General features: G+C 40.8%; 19 protein-coding genes, 1 pseudogene and 1 riboswitch. Of the genes and pseudogenes, 7 read left to right on the top strand and 13 right to left on the bottom strand.

The annotated features are described in order from the left end of the window. Positions 1–53: 53 nt before the first annotated feature. The gene (locus tag ACP69X_RS17525) at positions 54–1,136 is read right to left on the bottom strand and encodes a D-alanine--D-alanine ligase (RefSeq protein WP_305960843.1); all 1,083 of its coding nucleotides are present in this window, start codon (positions 1,134–1,136) and stop codon (positions 54–56) included. A gap of 184 nt (positions 1,137–1,320) precedes the next feature. Between ACP69X_RS17525 and ACP69X_RS17520 the strand changes: the two genes are divergently transcribed. Both ACP69X_RS17520 and fbpB read left to right on the top strand, forming a co-directional pair. Further along, positions 1,321–1,641, top strand: a complete 321-nt coding sequence (locus tag ACP69X_RS17520) for a thioredoxin family protein (protein ID WP_012008983.1) — start codon at positions 1,321–1,323, stop codon at positions 1,639–1,641. Between the two features lie 315 nt (positions 1,642–1,956). After that, positions 1,957–2,106, top strand: a complete 150-nt coding sequence (fbpB, locus tag ACP69X_RS17515; RefSeq protein ID WP_065215285.1) for a Fur-regulated basic protein FbpB — start codon at positions 1,957–1,959, stop codon at positions 2,104–2,106. A gap of 82 nt (positions 2,107–2,188) precedes the next feature. Here the strand turns inward: fbpB and ACP69X_RS17510 are convergent, their stop codons facing one another. The 8 genes from ACP69X_RS17510 to ACP69X_RS17475 all read right to left on the bottom strand — a co-directional run bounded on the left by ACP69X_RS17510 (position 2,189) and on the right by ACP69X_RS17475 (position 10,868). Next, positions 2,189–2,524: a hypothetical protein gene (locus ACP69X_RS17510; protein ID WP_008359528.1), complete on the bottom strand. Its 336-nt coding sequence runs from the start codon at positions 2,522–2,524 to the stop codon at positions 2,189–2,191. A gap of 117 nt (positions 2,525–2,641) precedes the next feature. Further along, positions 2,642–3,409, bottom strand: coding sequence for an ABC transporter permease (locus ACP69X_RS17505; RefSeq protein ID WP_075610918.1), 768 nt, complete (start codon positions 3,407–3,409; stop codon positions 2,642–2,644). Continuing rightward, positions 3,387–4,313, bottom strand: coding sequence for an ABC transporter ATP-binding protein (locus ACP69X_RS17500; protein WP_426052924.1), 927 nt, complete (start codon positions 4,311–4,313; stop codon positions 3,387–3,389). The genes ACP69X_RS17505 and ACP69X_RS17500 overlap by 23 nt, the downstream gene beginning before the upstream one ends. 125 nt (positions 4,314–4,438) lie before the next feature. Further along, a complete protein-coding gene (locus ACP69X_RS17495) occupies positions 4,439–5,680 on the bottom strand; it encodes a dicarboxylate/amino acid:cation symporter (protein WP_041089333.1) in 1,242 nt (413 codons plus the stop codon). Between the two features lie 77 nt (positions 5,681–5,757). Beyond that, positions 5,758–5,891, bottom strand: a riboswitch (cyclic di-AMP (ydaO/yuaA leader). Between the two features lie 63 nt (positions 5,892–5,954). Next, the gene (locus ACP69X_RS17490) at positions 5,955–6,977 is read right to left on the bottom strand and encodes an AI-2E family transporter (protein ID WP_426052923.1); all 1,023 of its coding nucleotides are present in this window, start codon (positions 6,975–6,977) and stop codon (positions 5,955–5,957) included. 198 nt (positions 6,978–7,175) lie between these two features. Next, entirely contained in the window at positions 7,176–8,444 is a 1,269-nt protein-coding gene (gene dctP / locus ACP69X_RS17485) for a C4-dicarboxylate transporter DctP (RefSeq protein ID WP_041089184.1), read from the bottom strand. Positions 8,445–8,568: 124 nt separating this feature from the next. Continuing rightward, complete coding sequence (locus ACP69X_RS17480) at positions 8,569–9,252, bottom strand: response regulator (protein ID WP_041089182.1); 684 nt, start codon at positions 9,250–9,252, stop codon at positions 8,569–8,571. Then, positions 9,249–10,868, bottom strand: coding sequence for an ATP-binding protein (locus ACP69X_RS17475; RefSeq protein WP_073979362.1), 1,620 nt, complete (start codon positions 10,866–10,868; stop codon positions 9,249–9,251). The genes ACP69X_RS17480 and ACP69X_RS17475 overlap by 4 nt, the downstream gene beginning before the upstream one ends. Before the next feature lie 67 nt (positions 10,869–10,935). Here ACP69X_RS17475 and ACP69X_RS17470 point away from each other — a divergent pair, with 67 nt between their 5' ends. Next, positions 10,936–12,033, top strand: a complete 1,098-nt coding sequence (locus ACP69X_RS17470; protein ID WP_041089181.1) for a DctP family TRAP transporter solute-binding subunit — start codon at positions 10,936–10,938, stop codon at positions 12,031–12,033. A gap of 26 nt (positions 12,034–12,059) precedes the next feature. Here ACP69X_RS17470 and ACP69X_RS17465 read toward each other — a convergent pair whose 3' ends face one another. Further along, a complete protein-coding gene (locus ACP69X_RS17465; protein WP_426052922.1) occupies positions 12,060–12,890 on the bottom strand; it encodes an EcsC family protein in 831 nt (276 codons plus the stop codon). A gap of 160 nt (positions 12,891–13,050) precedes the next feature. Between ACP69X_RS17465 and ACP69X_RS17460 the strand changes: the two genes are divergently transcribed. From ACP69X_RS17460 to ACP69X_RS17445, 4 genes are all read left to right on the top strand, one after another. After that, a complete protein-coding gene (locus tag ACP69X_RS17460; protein ID WP_003214275.1) occupies positions 13,051–13,311 on the top strand; it encodes a GlsB/YeaQ/YmgE family stress response membrane protein in 261 nt (86 codons plus the stop codon). A 222-nt stretch (positions 13,312–13,533) separates the two neighbouring features. Continuing rightward, positions 13,534–14,811, top strand: coding sequence for an Nramp family divalent metal transporter (locus tag ACP69X_RS17455; protein WP_041089177.1), 1,278 nt, complete (start codon positions 13,534–13,536; stop codon positions 14,809–14,811). Positions 14,812–14,882: 71 nt separating this feature from the next. Then, a complete protein-coding gene (locus ACP69X_RS17450; protein ID WP_039176679.1) occupies positions 14,883–15,452 on the top strand; it encodes a GNAT family N-acetyltransferase in 570 nt (189 codons plus the stop codon). 98 nt (positions 15,453–15,550) lie between these two features. After that, a complete protein-coding gene (locus ACP69X_RS17445) occupies positions 15,551–15,814 on the top strand; it encodes a hypothetical protein (RefSeq protein WP_008346966.1) in 264 nt (87 codons plus the stop codon). Between the two features lie 39 nt (positions 15,815–15,853). On the opposite strand, the gene ACP69X_RS17440 is transcribed toward ACP69X_RS17445, so the two are convergent. The 3 genes and pseudogenes from ACP69X_RS17440 to ACP69X_RS17430 all read right to left on the bottom strand — a co-directional run. Next, positions 15,854–16,078, bottom strand: a complete 225-nt coding sequence (locus ACP69X_RS17440) for a hypothetical protein (protein WP_073979350.1) — start codon at positions 16,076–16,078, stop codon at positions 15,854–15,856. 540 nt (positions 16,079–16,618) lie between these two features. Continuing rightward, positions 16,619–16,936 carry a hypothetical protein gene (locus ACP69X_RS17435; RefSeq protein WP_039179063.1) on the bottom strand — a complete coding sequence of 106 codons (318 nt, stop codon included), beginning with the start codon at positions 16,934–16,936 and terminating at the stop codon, positions 16,619–16,621. A gap of 21 nt (positions 16,937–16,957) precedes the next feature. Beyond that, positions 16,958–17,500: pseudogene (locus ACP69X_RS17430) on the bottom strand (hypothetical protein); the annotation flags it as partial.

Here is a 17,500-nt window from a genome sequence, read left to right as displayed (position 1 = left end):
CGTTTGAAGGAAAAGAGACACTACCTAAGGATAGTGTCTGCTTACTGCTCACATTAAAAAGTTGTTTTAATGGTTTGTTTTTCTTGATGGCGTTCAATTGCAAGTGACACCAGCTTTTCAATCAACTCTGGATACTCTACACCAGTGTTCTTCCAAAGTAATGGGAACATACTAAAAGGTGTGAATCCAGGCATTGTATTCACTTCATTGATCAACACTTCACCTTTTTCTGTAAGGAAGAAGTCTGCACGTACGAGACCAGATCCATCAAGGGCTTTAAATGCCTTAATCGCCATGTCATGAATCGTCTTATATTCATCCTCTGACACACTCGCAGGAATGATCAAATCTGTATCGCCATCTTCATATTTTGCTTTGTAATCATAAAAATCTGTTTTAGGTGCAATCTCACCAACAACAGAGCATTTCGGCTCATCGTTGCCTAATACACCAATCTCGATTTCTCTTCCAACGACGCCTTCTTCTACGACCACACGACGATCATATTGGAAAGCGAGGTCAAATGCAGTCTGCAGCTCTTCTTTGCTGCGGCATTTGCTAATTCCAACACTCGATCCCATATTGGCAGGTTTCACAAAGCATGGATAGCCAAGTACTTGTTCCACCTGTTCTAAGCTGTCTGGTGTCGCTTTCTCATAGTCTTTTTTATTGAAAGAAAGGTGCTTTGCTTGTGCAAGTCCTGCTTGTGCAAAAACATCTTTCATCATGACTTTATCCATACCCGCAGCAGACGCGAGAACGCCGTTGCCGACATACGGGATATTTAACAGCTCAAGTAATCCTTGCATTGTGCCATCTTCTCCATTTGGTCCGTGCAGCAACGGGAAGACAACATCAATTTTCTCATCAGCCGATGCTGGCTGTGGAAACATGCTTTCATTTAAAGAAGTTGGTAAAAACGTCTTTGCGTTCTGTTCAAATTGAAGCATTTTGACGTTTGATACTGGTTCAGTGAGTTTTTCCCCTCTTAACCATTCACCCTCTTCTGTAATATAAATTGGATGTATATCGAACTTCTCAGTGTTAAGTGCTTTTGTAACTGCAAGGGCTGTTTGCAGTGATACATTATGTTCGGCTGACTTTCCGCCGTAAATCAATCCTAAACTTATTTTCAATGGATACTCCCCCCACTAAAATTCATCTTTACTATCTTATCACTTTCAAGCAAAAATGCTCTAATTAATTTTTGTTGTTACGTAATTGAAATGATTTGTAAAGGTTGTAAGCGCCTCCCGAGCATTTGTATGTTATTCGCCTTTATTTTATATTAAAATGACATTGAAAAGGAGTTGTGACAAATTGAAAAAAATCACAAGTACTGAACAATTCAATGAAATTATTCAATCAGACAAAGAAGTCATCGTTAAATTCTTTGCAACATGGTGTCCTGACTGCACAAGAATGGACATGTTCATTCCAGACATCCTAGAAGCTTATGCTCACCATGAATGGTTTGAAATAAATAAAGATGATTTTCCTGAATTAGCTGAAACGTATCAGGTTATGGGTATTCCAAGCCTGTTAATTTTCAAAAATGGTGAAAAAACAGGTCATTTACACAGTGCAAACGCAAAATCGCCTGAAGAAGTGACAGAGTTTCTTCAAGAGCACGTTTCTTAATTGATGAAACGAAGGACATCAGCAAACTCTTGCTGATGTCTTTTTTCTTTTTAAATCTCTACATAAGACGAGCTTCGCAGCCAAAACGTTTCAAATTGATGTTTCACTTACGACAAGTCATGACAAAATTATTTCCTGGGAAAGAATGCAGCGTCGAACCAGATTGGAATATGTCGGTTACGTGAATTTTCTGAATTGAATCTTTACTTCTGACATTTGTCTTTGTATAATGGAGTTGCTAATTGAAAATGATTATCAATTTCATCTGTGTGAAATCCTATAGACGTCCATTCTAATAAAGGAGCGATGAGTCACATGTCTAAGAAGAAGATCAAAACCTATCAGCAATTGATTGAAGAGAACAAAAAGGCGATCATGCGTGATCCTCAAATGATGGAAAGTATATACGAAACCATCGACAAAAAACATCAGAAGCAGCTTGCAGCTGCTGGGCGTGAATCATAAGCACAAGAGGAGCAGGCATCGTCTGCTTCAACAAAATAAAAAAGCCGATAAAATCTGTTATTCGATTTTATCGGCTTTTGTTTTAATGTGATTTCGCTACACGGTCCTGCTTCATTCCTAAATAAATGAGCATATATGTGAGATAACCCATTGTCATCGTTAAACCACCGAAGAAAAATTGAGAAAAGACTGGTTCCTCAAATGTTGTGACGGCAGCAAGAATGATCCAGCTCGCATATAAATAAACCATGAACCATTTCATGTTTCTTTTAAGTGTATACAGAAAGAAAAGACCCGCTAACGAAAAGATCCCCAGCGCTAGTCTGAAATAAACAAGATGATCAAACTGGAAGGCAAAAGACACAAACGAAAACGACAGCAGCAACAAAATTGGTAAAGCCGTAATGAAATTTTTCACGATAGTGCCACCTCCATGACTCCTTCTTATTATAAGACAAAATCAGCCGGTTATCGTGAAATACAGACTCGTTTTCACAAAGATGTCACGAATTTTTCTTGTTATTTGACACAATTTTTACACATTTACATCACGTTTCCAAAAAAGAATCCAAGCCGATCCAACAAAGAAAACAAAATGCGCCCCTACTATAAATAGAGAAAACAAAAGGCTCATCCCATGAAAAGGCGGCGGTCCTTGAAAGCTGTACTGAGTAAAGTCCGTATTCGCAAAAAGGAGGATTTTCCCCCACTGATTTTCTAAGAGCGACATGATCGGTACAAGTGATTTCGCCGCATATAAAACAAAAAACGAGGTCACAAGTGCAACAAGACTGTTTCTAAACAAACTGGAACACATAAAAGCAAAGCTTGCCATCATGACCACTTCCACCCATTGAGATCCAATGACGGCAAACGTATGCTGAAATAATCGCCCCGTTCTTTCATCAAAATCAGTACCGAAGAATATAAGACCAAATAGAAAAGCTAACACATAATAAAAAACAAACAAATAAATGACTGTCAGCAGAAGTGTGATGTATTTTGACAGAAAAATGTGCAGTCTTGTTTTTGGCCTGATCAATAAAAACTTGATCGTCCTTTTCTGAAACTCTGTTGAGATCAAGGTTGCGCCAATAACGACAGCAAGCACCTGTAAAATAAACACGACATTCGTAGAATAAGCAAAATAGTTTGCGACAGTGTCTTGTCCACCAAAGCTTGATATGACTCGTTTCAAAGTGAGAGCCATTGCTAGTTGAAATACAACGATCAACCCAAGAGCAATGAATGTGATTTTTTTCCTCATAATTTTCTTATGCTCATTCTTGATGAGGTTCAGCATCTGTCTTCCCGCCTTCCGTCCATTTCATAAACGCCTCTTCAATTGATTGCTTTTGAGGCGTCATTTCAAGTACATCAAACCCCGCCAGCACAAGCTGTTTGTTCAGTTCTGGCACACGTTCTTTGTTCAGTTGAAGCAGTACACGCGCTCCGTCTTGTTCATATGTATACTCCTGTGCGTCAAGCCATGAAACCGCCTTTTCTACTGGCTGAATATTCATCAGCACCTGCTCTTTCCCCTCCATATCCCGGAGATGAGTACTAGCTTTGATCTGACCCTTTTGAATGATGATCATGCGGTCACATAGCTCCTCTACCTCATGCAATAAATGCGTCGCAAATAACACCGAGGTTCCTTCGTCCTTTACGAGCATTTGCAAGTGCTCCCGGAATTCCTTCATTCCTGCAGGGTCTAGTCCATTTGTCGGTTCGTCTAAAATGAGCAGGTTCGGCCGATGCAAAATAGCTTGTGCAATGCCAAGCCTTTGTTTCATCCCTAGTGAATACGTCTTGACCTTCTGATGAATGGATTCCTCCAGACGAACTCTTTCCACTACTTCCTGAATGCGTTCATCCGTCACCCCGTCCTGCATCGCTGCATACATTTCAAGGTTTTCAAAGCCTGTTAAATATGAATAAAATTCTGGGTTTTCTATGATCGCACCAACAGATGACATCGCCTGGAGAAAATCCTCATCTTGTGAATATCCATTGATCATGATGCGGCCATTGTTTTTTTTCATCAAGCCAACGATCAATCGAATCAAGGTTGTTTTTCCAGACCCATTGGGACCAAGTAATCCCACAATTTCTCCCCGCCCAATGTCTATAGAAATATCCTGCAAGATCATTTTACGGCCGATTTGTTTATCGACTTTCTCTACTTTTAAAACAGCAGACTGCAAAGTGGTTCCTCCTTCTGATGTAAAGCCTATGGCGGCGTATGGCCGCTCATTCTGTTAAAAGTATATCACGCAGGACAAGGGACTCCATGAAAAAAAGGGCTGGTCAAGTCAGCCCTTCTTTCACATTACATGGATAGATTCGGTGAAGCTGTATCTTTCTCATGTTTTTTCTCGGTTTCTGTCACGATCACCGCACATGCTGCGTCACCTGTAATATTGACAACAGTTCTTGCCATATCTAGTAGGCGGTCGATTCCAAGAATAAGCGCAATGCCTTCGACAGGAAGTCCAACTGAATTCAATACCATCGCAAGCATGATCAAGCCAACGCCTGGTACACCGGCTGTCCCAATACTGGCTAATACTGCCGTTAATACAACTGTGAGCATTTGCATCAGCGTTAGCTCCACACCAAACACTTGAGCAATAAAAATGGTTGCAACCCCTTGCATAATCGCTGTTCCATCCATATTGATCGTAGCGCCTAACGGCTGTACGAAACTAGAGATCGGCTCAGGTACTTTCAATTTCTTTTGAGCGGTTTCCATTGATACAGGGAGAACTGCACTACTGCTGGACGTACTAAAGGCTACGACCATGGCAGGTGAAAAGTCTTTAAAGAATGTAAATGGATTTCTTTTTGCAAATATAGCCAACGTTGAGCCGTAAGTGAGAAAGAAATGCACCAATAGCGCTACTAACACCACTGTAAAATACAGTCCCATGGCTTTAATGGCATCAAGACCTTGACTCCCAATCGCCGTCACAATTAAGCCGAATGTTCCGTATGGAGCAAATTTCATGACCACACCTACAAGGTACATCATGAGTTCATTGCCTTGTTCTAATATTTTGAGTAATCCTTCTGTCTTTTTACCTAATACTGCAATTCCTAGTCCTAAGAAAACACAGAATACAATGATTTGTAGCATATTTCCTTCGACTAAAGATTGAACTGGATTTGATGGAATGATGTTTAATAAAGTGTCGGTGGTAGATGGTGCTTCTTGAGGTTTGTATTCTGCCCCTTTCGTATCGAATGTACCAAAGGAACCTGGTTTGATCAATAATGCCAAAGACATCGCAATGATAATAGCGAATGTTGTGGTCAGTAGAAAATATAAGATGCTTTTTGCGCCAATTCGGCCTAGCTTTTTTGGATCGCCGAGGCCTGCCACACCAAGTGTAATGGAAAAGAAGACGATAGGTACAACTAGCATTTTGATTAGATTTAAAAAGATTTGACCTAGAGGTGTGAATAGATAAGGGTCTAACGTTTTGAATACATTTGGAGCGAAAATGTTAAGCAAAAGTCCCGTGATTGCACCTACAATAAGGGCAATAATAATTTTTGTAGCCAGCTTCAATAAAATCTCCCCTTCCTCGTCAAAAAGACCCACGAGAGAGTCTTCTCGTGGGCCTACGTGTCCATACGTGTACCACTGTCTACTCTCTTCACGCTGATGAGGTTAGCTGACGGGTTAGGACGAAGAGATGTCCTTTTTTCTCAAATAAGAAAAATTCACCCCAAAAACATGGGTCCCCCATTCCTTTAGAAGGATTAAGCGTGTGGTAATATGATATTTTCATACCATTTATACCTTATTTTTAGAAAATTGTAAACAGGTTCATATGAACTTTTTAATTACTTTCTTCCCTATTTGTGACCTCCAGAATATCTAAAATAAACACAAAGATTGGGATACCAATAATAAGTCCCCAAATGCCAATATAGTGTTCAGAAAAGATCAGCACAATAAACGTGAAGAAAATAGGGAGTTCCGTTTTAGCTGACATGAGCTTCGGATTCAAGAAGTATGCTTCAATGGCATGGATAATCACGATCACCAGCACAATATACAGGACATACATTCCGCCTCCGAGTGTATAAGCAATGATGCTGAGTGGAATAAGAGAGATAACTACACCCGCTACTGGGATTAAGCCTAGCAAAAAGACCATGACCGCTAAGCCAAATAACTGCGGGAAACCCATAATGCCTAGCGCAATTGTCGTTAGCACACAGTTAACGGTTGCAATAATAAACTGTGCTTCGAGTACTTTTCCAAACGTTCGGGAAAATTTACGTCCAAAGAAGGCAATTTCATGATAGAACACGGAGATTTTACTCGTTTTGAACTTGTTCATGAATTGAATGAGGCGTTCCTTTTCGAACAGGAAAAACATGCTTAATATTAAGGACATAATGACCTGGATACTGAACGTGCTGAAATCGGTTAAGTATGTATAGAGGAAATTAAACCCTTTCTCAAAGAAAGCTGATATTTTGAAATCACCGAATACGTTCGTGATGACGTCAAAGAAGGGTAAATCTTGTGGATGATCCGCAATTTTCTTTCCTAAATGAAATAGCTGCTCTACCTGTTTGGCGATAATTGGTACAAAAACGAATCCGCCAAATGTCAATCCACCAGCCAGAAGAATATACAAAATAGTAATGACCGATTTCTGTCCTATTTTCAGGAAGCGATTTAAAAAGCCCCTAATGACCCCTTCTAACCGATTCATCAAAAAGGTGAAAATGAAGGTCAGAAGAATTAAATTCATCATTCCCCTTAATAGATATAATGCTGTGGCTAATACTACAAATACTAAAAACCGCTTAACACCGGGTTTTTCGAACAATTTTAAAAATGCCGCCATTACGTTACACACCTGCCAGGACTAAAGTCTATTTTTCATCGTATCTGATATACATTATATCGGATCTTTCTGTAAATTATATAATAAAAGGTCAATGAGGTCTTACGATTCGTAGTAAATTTTATTGATTTTCTTTTTACACAAGAAAAAACCGAACCTATGTAGAACATAAGGTTTCGGTTTTTGGTTGTTTTTATACTAAACAGCCTGCTTCATATTCCGCATTTCCTGAAGTGCTGTTTTGCTCTTCGCTTCGTCAAATTCACCCTCACTCTTCGCGACAACAATTGTTGCGATTCCATTTCCAATGAGGTTTGTAATGGCTCTTCCTTCACTCATGAACCGGTCAACCCCAAGCAGCAGTGCAAGCCCCTCTAGCGGAATGACCTGAAGTGCTGCAAGTGTAGATGCAAGCACGATAAATCCACTTCCTGTCACCCCAGCAGCTCCCTTTGATGTCAGCATCAGAACAAGGATAATCGTGATCTGCTGACCGATGGACAGGTCTACACCAAACACTTGCGCCAAGAAGACGACGGCCATCGATAAATAGATTGAAGTTCCGTCTAGGTTAAAGGAATAACCTGTTGGAATAACAAGACCAACAACAGATTTAGAGCAACCGTAGCGTTCCATTTTATCCATCATTCTTGGCAGCACAGATTCTGAAGAGCTTGTGCCAAGAACAATCAAAATTTCATCCTTGATAAATCGCAGATAGCTGAACAGGCTGAAGCCATACATTTTACAAATAATGTTCAGTACAACGAAGATGAACAGGAACATCGTCATATAAACCGAGAGCATCAGACTTGCCAGCGGTTTAATCGATGCCAGCCCAAAGTGTCCAATTGTATAAGCCATTGCTCCAAATGCACCAAGCGGCGCTGCACGCATGATATATCCAATGATTTTAAAGAAAACGAGTGAAAGCTTATCAAGCCATTCGATGATGCCTTTCCCCTTCTCGCCAAGTGCAGCGAGCGCAACACCGAATAAAATAGAGAAGAATAAGACCTGTAAAATATCACCCTTTGCGAAAGCATCAACCATGTTAGATGGCACGATGTGTGTAACAAATTCCATCCAGTCGATGCCCTGTCCCCCATTTTGTGTATACTGTGAGACATCCCCTTTTTCAAGCTTGCTATAGTCAAGACCTGCACCTGGCTTCATGATATTTACAACAAAAAGACCGATGACGAGAGCAAGTGTCGTGACGACTTCAAAATAAATAAATGCTTTTCCCCCAACTTTTCCAACCTTTTTCATATCCCCCATCTTGGCAATACCAAGAACAATAGTTAAGAAAATAATTGGTGCGATCACCATTTTAACGGCATTGATAAAGGTGTCACCAAGTGGCTTCATTTCTTTTCCGACGTTTGGCCACACCATCCCGACAATGATCCCGATGATGACAGCTGCAATCACCTGAAATGTCAGGTTCTTCAAAAGCCTTTTCATAAAAAATCAACTCCCTCACCCTTTGATGTAAACGCTTAACTATTATCTGTAGATAAATGATAGCGATTTCATCAAAGGCTGTGAAGCTTATGGACATATCGTACATTTTGGTCTTTTTGGTCTCTTAGTCAGAATGTACGATATATTTATTCACAGGCCGTCCTACCCCGCCATATTGCATATCTAATTTCAGCTCGCCTTCTTTTACGAGGAAGTCTAAATACCGGCGTGCCGTGACACGGGCAATGCCAAGTGCATTGGCGACTTCCTCTGCAGACTGAGGGTCTTCCTGCAAGCCCATATAAGCTTTAATTTCGTTCATCGTATGCACATTCAGCCCTTTAGGAAGCCAAATTTCTTCCTGCTTAACAGCAGGCTTTCGTATGATATCATCGAGCATCTCCTGAGAAAATTCTGTTGCGGTTCGAATTTTTGATTTAAACGCCTTATAGTTTTCAAGTGATTCTTTCATTCGTTCAAATTTGAATGGTTTAATAATATAATCCCGCGCACCATTTTGAAGCATGATGCCGATGGTCTCTTTGTCCTTCGCTGCTGAAATGACAATCACGTCCACTTTCATCTTCTGTTTTCTGATGTCTTGCAGCGTTTTGACGCCATCCTTTTTTGGCATATAGACATCAAGTACCACGAGATCTGGACGAATCTCTTTAATCAGCTGGATGCCCTGCTCCCCATTTCCAGCGACAGCTGCTACTTGAAAACCAGGAACACTCATAATAAACTCTTTATTCACTTCTTGCACCATCGGGTCATCTTCAATTAACAGCACCTTAATCTGAGTCATCTGTCTCTCTCCTCTATGGTCATTGGGAATTCGATTGAGAAGGTGGTACCAATGCCGATGCTTGATGTGACCTCTACATTTCCCATCCCTTTGTCGATAATCGTTTTTACAATATACAGGCCATAGCCTGTTCCGCCCTCTTTGCCGTGTGTGAAGCCTTTATCGAAAATATAAGGAATTAGTTCCTCTTCGATTCCGGAGCCATTGTCTTCAATTAAAATCGCGAGGACATCCTCCGTTTGATCGATGCTAATGGAAATGACTTTTGTATCTCTTTCTACAGTATCATACGAAGCAAAGGCGTTTTCGATGAGATTTCCGAGCAGCTTTGTCATATCATGCTGATCAAGCCGCTCAGGGAAATGACGGAGACTGCTATGTTCATCTACTTCGACCTTGATGCCAAGCTCCTTGCCCCTTCTGATTTTGCTCATCATTAACCCTGCGACAGCATCATGCTGAATGACGCGATGAAGAAAGTCCGTCACATGTTCCTGCTCCTCTGTCGTTTGAAAGGCTAGATCGAGCGCCTGATCGGCTTTACCAAGCTGAATCAGCCCGGCAATCGTATGAAGCTTATTCATATGCTCATGGTTTTGCACCCGCAAACCGTCCACAAAGTTTTTAACCCCTGTGAGCTCCTCCGCCAATTTTGCCGCTTCCGTCCGGTCCTGAAAAATGGCGACCGCTCCGATGATCTTCTTTTTCATCACAATCGGAATCCGGCTGCTCATGATCCGCTTTCCGCTCATATGAATTTCTTCATTGTAGACGGGTTCTGCGCGATCGATGATCTCAGGAAGTCGTGTATCAGAGAGCACACCCCAAATATTCTGGCCCACGACATCACCCGTCACGCCAAAAATCTGTTTCGCCTTCTCATTAAAAATGGTGATTATGTGCTGATTATCAATGGCGATGACCCCTTCATTAATAGAGTGAAAGGTTGCAGTACGTTCCTCTAACATTCTAACAATCTCATGCGGCTCCAGCTTAAACATTTGCTGTTTAATATGGCGGGCGAGCAAAAATGAACCCACAAGCCCAAAGCTCAGCGTCAGCAGGAGGATCATGAGGATATCCCGCTTCATTTCTCCTAATATATCTGCCATACTTGGCAGGGTTCTTCCTACAAGCACAACCCCTGTTTGATTAAATTGATCATCCTTCACTGGATAAAAAGCTCTGATGGCTGTTCCAAGCTCTCCCTCTGCTTCTGAGAAATAAATATGCTCTGCAAAAGCCGGCTCTTCATCTGTTCCTTCTGAACGCTGACCAATTCTTGTTTTTACTGGATGCGTTAATCTCACATGATCCATATCCATCACGACAATGTAGTCAGCGTCTTGAATAATGCGAATTTCTTCGATTGCATGCTGTAATCGATCACGTTCCTTTGTCTGATCAGCTAACGCCTGCTTCACCTCATTCATCTCAGCGACGGTTCTCGCCGTGTTCATGAGTCTTTTTCGAAGCTCCCGTTCCTCTGTTTGCTGAATTCCCCCGACAAGGACAATTCCTCCGATTAAAAGGGCGAAAATGACAACGAAATATGTGAGGATGGTAAGCTTCCATCTAATAGATAATTGTTGTAATTTCAATCGATTTCTCATCATTTTTTCACCTGTATCTTTACGAATTCTTCCTCTGTCAAGTATGCTTGACATAAGGGGGATTTGACGCATGAAGAATTTACTCGCTTATACACTATTGCTCATGATCGGTTTTGTAACCGCTTTATACTTTGGCTTTTATCATATGATGCCAAAATCAGCGACAACCTTTGATGATGAACAGACCGGACTGAAGGATCAGCTTGTATTCAAATTCAGTCATGTCGTGGCAGACAATACACCTAAAGGACTTGCCGCAAAAAAATTTGCTGAACTCGTGCACGAAAAATCCGATGGAAAGATCAGCATTCAAATTTTCTCCAACGGAAGCCTTTATTCTGATATTGAAGAAATTAATGCACTCAAAGAGAATCAAGTTCAATTTATCGCTCCATCTACCTCAAAGCTCGGCATGCTGTCCCCTGAGTGGCTGGCACTTGATCTCCCCTTTGCTTTTTCAAATTACAGCGCAGTTCAAGAAGGCCTGCACGGTGCAATTGGACAAAGGTTGTTTGGCACGCTGCAAAAAGATGGATTAAAGGGAATGGCTTATTGGACAAATGGCTTTAAGCAAATTACCTCAAATAATGGGCCCATCAAACAGCCTGCTGATTTAAAAAACCAGTCTCTCCGCATAATGCAAAGCGACATGATTGAAAAACAATTCAAGCTTCTTGGTGCAAAGCCCTATCAGGAATCATTTAATTCAACGTTTCAGCTATTAGAAACCAAAAAAGTAGACGGTGAAGAAAATACCATTTCAAATATTTATTCAAAAAAATTCTATCATATACAAGACTATATGACGATCAGCAATCACGGGTATTTAGGCTATGTGGTCTTAACAGATCAATCCTTCTTTGACCGCCAGACACCCGAAACGAAACGAATTTTACTCGAAGCCATGGAGGAAACAACGGCTTGGAATGAAAAGCATGCAGAACAGATGAACAAAGATCAGCTGGAGGACATTAAACGTGAATCGCCCATTGCCATTCATGAATTGACGCTAGCTGAAAGACAAAAATGGATGAAAGCTCTTGATCCTTTGTATGACGAAGCCGAAAAAACGATTGGCTCCACCCTAATCAAGCAGATCCGCGAACTTCGTGCACGTTATGAACACTCACCTATTCATGCTTTTCAGGAAGAGGATGAGAGCAAATAAAAAAATCCCTTTGATAAGGGATCTTTTTATGCGCCGGACTCACTCTGTTCTTGCTCGGTGAGCTCTTCTAATCTTGTTAAAATTCTTCGCTTTCGGTATTGCATCATGCCTGTTTCGGCAATTCCTTTTAATTGGGAGCGGTTCGAAACGGCACCAAACAAAATCCCAGCGATGGGCACAAGCTGAAACAGTTTCTTCCAGCCAAACGAATCCCGATAATTATAGACGACCTCACGCCACCCTTGGATTTGGGAAATCATGTTTTCATACTTCCCTTCAGATGCATGATAGCTTTTCAGCTCTTTTAGAATCGATTTCTTTCCAACGACATCCGCAGAGTTCAACTGCAAGCATTTAATGATGAAGACCCGCTCCTCTTTGTTTTTAGGATCATAGCCATAGGTGACGGCAATATCCTGTAATGTTTTCAGAGAGAGACCGAGTACAGCAGGAATATCAGCGGCTAGTGTAAACATTCCGCCAACACCAGTTGTCGCCCCTTGCACTGTCGCGAGATTCGTTCTGTTTTTCCCCATATGCTCACTAATGGCATCCATCATTTCGATCGGAGCCTTTCCAATATCCTCTATACGCTGAATGGATTCATCGGCACACTTCTTTTGAAATTGATGAATGATGCCTTTTTCCGATGTCAAATAGGCACCGCCGGATTGAATGTAATGGCCCATTTCGTCTAGCAGTACACCGATTTTTTTCTGAATAAAAGCAGGCGTCAGCTTGTCCAGCATTTGAAATGGAAGACGGCTGAGTTTCTCCCAAAACCATACCTTTTGCTGGTCTTTCTCCCACTTTTCAATCTCCTTTAACTGTGCTTTTAGCCATTCTCTTTCCTCCATGTCAGTCATATGCCTCCTTAGATGCCGCTGAAGTATTTGTCTGTTATTATACACAATCCTTGTCCATCATACGTATAGAACATTGAAGCGGTTCCGAAAGGTTTTAATCTTTTTCAAAACGGTTATTGCTTAATAAACAAACAAAAGAGGAGTGATCAACATGTTAGGATTTCTAATTTCATTGGTTGTGGCGATTGTCATCGGGCTCATTGGGAGTGCACTCGCTGGAGGCAGTGTACCAGGAGGATGGATCGGTTCAATGATTGCCGGGCTTGCAGGCGCTTGGATTGGTCATGGATTACTTGGAACGTGGGGTCCTAGTCTGGCAGGCTTTGCGATCATTCCAGCGATCTTAGGAGCAGCAATCTTTGTCATTATTTTAAGCCTGATCTTCCGCAGCGTGGGATCAAGGGTATCTTAAAAAAACAAATAACAGAGGAAGCAGTAGGGACACCGTCTAAGGGGCGGTGTTTTTTATGTTGCGCGTTGACAAGGTATCTATTTTTTTCACTTACATATGATAAACAAACCTATTAGTTCAGATAGTTGACTTTTCATGAAGATGGGCATATGATGATTAAAAATTGCATGAAGGAAACTTTTTGTGCCCAAGCAAAACTTTGTAGAATCTAGGTGATGACATATGACAAACAAATACATCGAGGCACAAGCACACATGTCAGCAGCAGCTGAGCGTGCACTTGAAGGAAAAGTCAAAGGATTTAGAAGGCTTCTTCCTTTTCTGGGCCCTGCTTTTATCGCTGCCATTGCATATATTGATCCAGGGAATTTTGCCACCAACATTGCCGCTGGCTCCAAATACGGATATCTCCTCTTATGGGTCATTCTTATATCAAATCTCATGGCTTTGCTCATCCAATCCTTGTCCGCAAAGCTTGGAATAGCAACAGGTAAAAACTTACCTGAAATTGCACGTGAAGAGTTTCCAAAACCCGTCTCCATCGGTTTATGGATTCAGGGCGAACTCGTCATTATTGCCACAGATTTAGCTGAGTTTATTGGAGCAGCACTTGGTTTATACTTGCTCTTTCGGATCCCGCTGCTTGAAGCATCCATTATTGCAGCCATCGGATCATTTGCGATTTTAGAATTGCAAAGACGGGGATATCGAGCATTAGAAGCTGGCATTACCGGCATGCTCTTCGTTGTCGTGATTGCTTTCGCTGTGCAAACCTTTGTTGCCAAGCCTGATATGGCAAGTGTCGCAGGCGGGCTTTTCATTCCAAAATTTGATGGCGCAGATAGTGTGCTACTTGCAGCTGGAATTTTAGGTGCCACTGTGATGCCGCATGCGATCTATTTACATTCAGCATTAACCCAAAGAAGAGTCGTCGGCAGAACAGAAAAGGAGAAAAAACAGATTTTCCGCTTTGAGTTTTTCGATATCCTCATTGCGATGCTAGTTGCCGGAGCCATCAATGCCAGTATGTTGATTGTGGCAGCCGCTCTATTTTATAAAAATGGTCTCTTTGTTGAAGATCTAGATGTTGCGTTCCAGCATTTTGGCACACTCGCAGGTCCTGTATCAGCTATCTTATTTGGTGTAGGCCTGCTTGTAGCCGGACTATCCAGCTCTTCTGTCGGTACATTGTCAGGCGATATCATTATGCAGGGTTTTATTCAATACCGCATTCCACTGTATGTCCGCCGGCTGATTACCATGATTCCCCCTATTGTGATCATTGCATCTGGGGTGAATCCGACATCTGCACTTGTGATGAGTCAGGTGGTCTTATCCTTTGGTATTGCCTTTGCTTTAATTCCGCTCATTTTATTTACAAGTAAAAAACGAATTATGGGCGAATTGACGAATGCCCGCTGGGTGACAGGAATATCTTGGGTGATAGCAGCTCTTGTTGTCGCACTCAATCTCTTTTTAATTGTGGATACGTTTATGTAAAAGACAGTCGTGATGCTGTCTTTTTCTTTTCATATGGTTATGGTAAAATTCCCCTGAGAGGATGTGGGCACATGTTTTTTTATCAGGATCAAGAGATATCCATGCGGCTGCTTGAGCCAAGAGACGCAAGAAGTCTATATTTGCTCATCCAGCGGTCAAGAGAGCATTTACGTGAATGGATGCTTTGGGTGGATTCAACTCAGACAGAAGAAGACAGCATGGCGTTCATTCAAGGCGCGATGCAGCAAGCCTTGCAGAACAACGGTTTTCAAGCGGGCATCTGGTCACATGGAGAGCTTGTCGGGATCATTGGCACCCACCAAATTCATTGGATCAACAGAACTGTTTCAATTGGCTATTGGCTCGGAGAAGGCTATCAAGGAAAAGGCATCATGACAAAAGCATGCAAAGCAGTCATTCAATATTTATTTGAAGAATGTGGACTGCACCGCATTGAAATCAGGGCTGCTGTCGATAACCAGAAGAGCAGACGCATCGCAGAGCGATTATCCTTTTCGCTTGAAGGCATTTTGAGACAATGTGAATGGCTGGGCGACCGCTTTACGGATCATTGTGTATACGCCCTTTTGCAGCCTGAATATATGAAAGAAAAAACACATTCCATGAATCAGCCCACTTAATTGTGTCGATTGAATGAATTATTTTACAAAGTGAAGCTTTGTAGTATCGGTTGCGATCAGCATCTGATAAAATAGAAGGAAAAATCGAGGTATGAAGTATGTCTCTTATTATTTTATTTTACTTATGGATAGTCCCTTTATTATTTGGCATTTTCTTCTCATTCTTAACAAAGAAAGCCACCTACAAACGCCGCTTTGTTCCATCATATAGCATGGCAGGACTCAGCATCGTTTTTCTCATTCTGGCACTTGTCTTTTCAGCTAGCCATTTTCTATTCATTTGCGGTATGTTCCTATTTGCCACAACCCTTGTCGGCACAGGCATTCCTTTATTTTTAGCCTTTACAAAAACACCATCATAAACAAAAACCACCTTTTTCAATGGAAAGGTGGTTTCTTTTTTATTGATTTGGCATTCTGTAAGTCACGGTGGCATCTTGATTGGCTTCAATTACTTTCACAATGTCTTGAAGGATCTCTGCTGCACGATCGTTTGAGTCATACTTGCCAAGCGTCTTGACCCAAGTATCGCTTCCTGCGATCATCCCTTCAATCTTTTTGCCGGTTACTGTGACTTCGTGGACATGAACGAAACTTTGCTGGTTTTGTGTGAAAATCCATAGCATGGTTTTAACTCCTTTTTTGTGGTGATTGGATTAGTTTAACATATGATTTCCAATAATGAGTGATTGATTGGGTTTGCAAGTGCATTTTCAGTTTAAAAAACCTTGATTTCGTAAAAAAATCAAGGTTAACATAGTATCGTAATCTTTTAGTTTTTATGTCATCATTTAGACGTTAAAATTACATAGCTTCTTTTACTGGCAAAGCTTCATTCATTATATTTTTATTAACTGTTCACTTTCACTCATCAGACATAGCATCGTCGTAATCCTGTAATTCTTCCATTATTTCTTTTAATCACTCAATGCGTTCGTTTTGCTTTTCTCTATCATAAGATGATCCACTCAGGAAAAACATCTCCATTTTATCGGTTTTTTCTCGGTATGAAGGCCAATAAACACAAAAACCTTGAAAGGCATATAGCCAGTCAAGGTATGATAACAATAACATTATATTTAGAAGTATCAACTACTTCACCTACTGATTTATCTGAGAGAATATCATAATTGCTTTATATTTCTTTCTAATACAATAAGGCTATTTTAAAGTAACTCCACTCCAACTTGTTTATAAAATTTAACTTTTAGCCTCTCTTCTTCGCCCACGTTCATTACCATAGCTTTGTCATCTTTTTTTATACTTGTTACATTATTAAAATCACCTGTAAATACTATAGAATCATTAAATGTAATACTTAGACTACTCGTTTGCTTATATACATCTAAAGTTAAAATCACCTTGAAATTTTGGTCATCTTTGTAAGTATAAATTAATTCTCCATCATCTATATTGCCTGTTATACTCACCGGCTCACTTTGAAAAAGTTCTAATAGATCATATTCATCATACTTGATAAACATTCGTATTCATCCTTTTATTAATTATTTTGGTATAACTGTGATAACATCGCCTGCTTCATTTATAATTACTTTGACATCCCGTGTTTCATGAACAAACGTTCCACTTCTATTACCAGGTATCTTTTTCGTATTCATTATAGCGTCTTCAATAACTGAAGGTGGAATATTTCTTGGATCAACATATTTTTTGATGAAATCACTAAATTCTTTTGTTTGTGGTTTAAATCCTAATTCTTCAGCTTTTTTAATTGCTCTACTTGTTAAAGTAGCTTTTACTTCAGGAGTATCAGGTGCCATTCTTTCCAAAGCATGGTGAGAATACCTTCTTCCATTTATTTTCCCTCCGCCTTTTGACATATTCCAACCAATTTCACCCGTACCCTTAATCCCCATCTTACCATGAAACCCTTTCACCCCGAACGGCAAAAGTATCCCCAGAGCCGCGTTCATACTCGCTTCCTGCTGTTCTTTCGAGACCTTATTTCCAAACATATCGCGGCCTGTGATTGCTTCGCTGAAGCCGTTGGTGGCGGTGAGGCCATATAAGCCTTTTTGAGATGCTTT

Origin of the sequence: Bacillus sp. DC4300-2b2 (genome assembly GCF_049895685.1) — a bacterium.
GTDB lineage: Bacteria > Bacillota > Bacilli > Bacillales > Bacillaceae > Bacillus > Bacillus safensis.
Note: the sequence above shows the minus strand (reverse complement) of the source record. Positions and strands in the feature narration are given on the sequence as shown.